Annotated in this window: 1 protein-coding gene; it reads left to right on the top strand. The window is 69.6% G+C overall.

The genetic code is table 11. The features are described 5' to 3' along the window. Window positions 1-5 precede the first annotated feature (5 nt). Window positions 6-946, top strand: a 941-nt coding sequence (locus EOA75_RS33280) for a dihydroxyacetone kinase subunit DhaK (protein WP_245466834.1), incomplete at its 3' end; no start/stop codon positions are given.

Raw genomic sequence — 946 nt, 5'->3', positions numbered from 1 at the left:
GTTATCTGGCCACTGCCGGCTCCGGGGCGCTGGCGCGGCTCGACGGCTATCCGGAGATCAAGGTGGTGTTGCGCGCCGACTGGGACAAGGCGAAGGTCAGCGTCGTTTCGGGCGGCGGCGCGGGGCACGAGCCGTCGCATGCGGGCTTCGTCGGCGCCGGCATGCTGACGGCGGCTGTCTCCGGCGAGATCTTTGCTTCGCCGAGCGTCGAGGCGGTGCTGGCGGCGATCCGCGCGACGACCGGGCCGGCCGGCTGCCTGCTGATCGTCAAAAACTACGCCGGCGACCGCCTCAACTTCGGCCTCGCCGCAGAAAAGGCCCGCGCCGAGGGCTTCGCGGTCGACATGGTGATCGTCGGCGACGACATCGCGCTGCCCGACATCGCACAGCCGCGCGGCATCGCCGGCACGCTGTTCGTGCACAAGATCGCCGGACATCTTTCCGAATCCGGCCATGATCTAGCCTCGGTCGCGGCGGCAGCGCGGGCGGCGGCGAAGGATATTGTTTCGCTCGGCATCTCGCTCTCCTCCTGCTCGATCCCCGGCCAGACCCACGAGGACCGCTTCGGCGCCGGCGATGGCGAGCTCGGTCTCGGCATCCATGGCGAGCCGGGCGTGGAGCGCATAACCCTGCAGAGCGCCAGTGCGCTCGTCGCCATCATGGCCGACCGCCTCGCGGCCCGGCTCGATGCCGGCAGCCGCTATGCCTTGCTGATCAACAATCTCGGATCGGTACCGCCGCTCGAAATGTCGTTGATCGCCAATGCCGTGCTGGCCTCGCCGCTGGCAAAGGCGGTGAGGCTGACGATCGGTCCCGGACATCTGATGACCGCGCTCAACATGAACGGGTTTTCGCTGTCGCTGATCAGGCTCGAGGCGGAGCGCGAGGCGGCGCTGCTGGCGCCGGTCGGCCCGCATGCCTGGCTGCCGGCCAGGCCGGGTCGCCC

The organism is Mesorhizobium sp. M1A.F.Ca.IN.022.07.1.1, from assembly GCF_003997575.1.
Lineage (GTDB): Bacteria > Pseudomonadota > Alphaproteobacteria > Rhizobiales > Rhizobiaceae > Mesorhizobium.
This window is presented reverse-complemented; position numbering and strand designations above follow the sequence as displayed.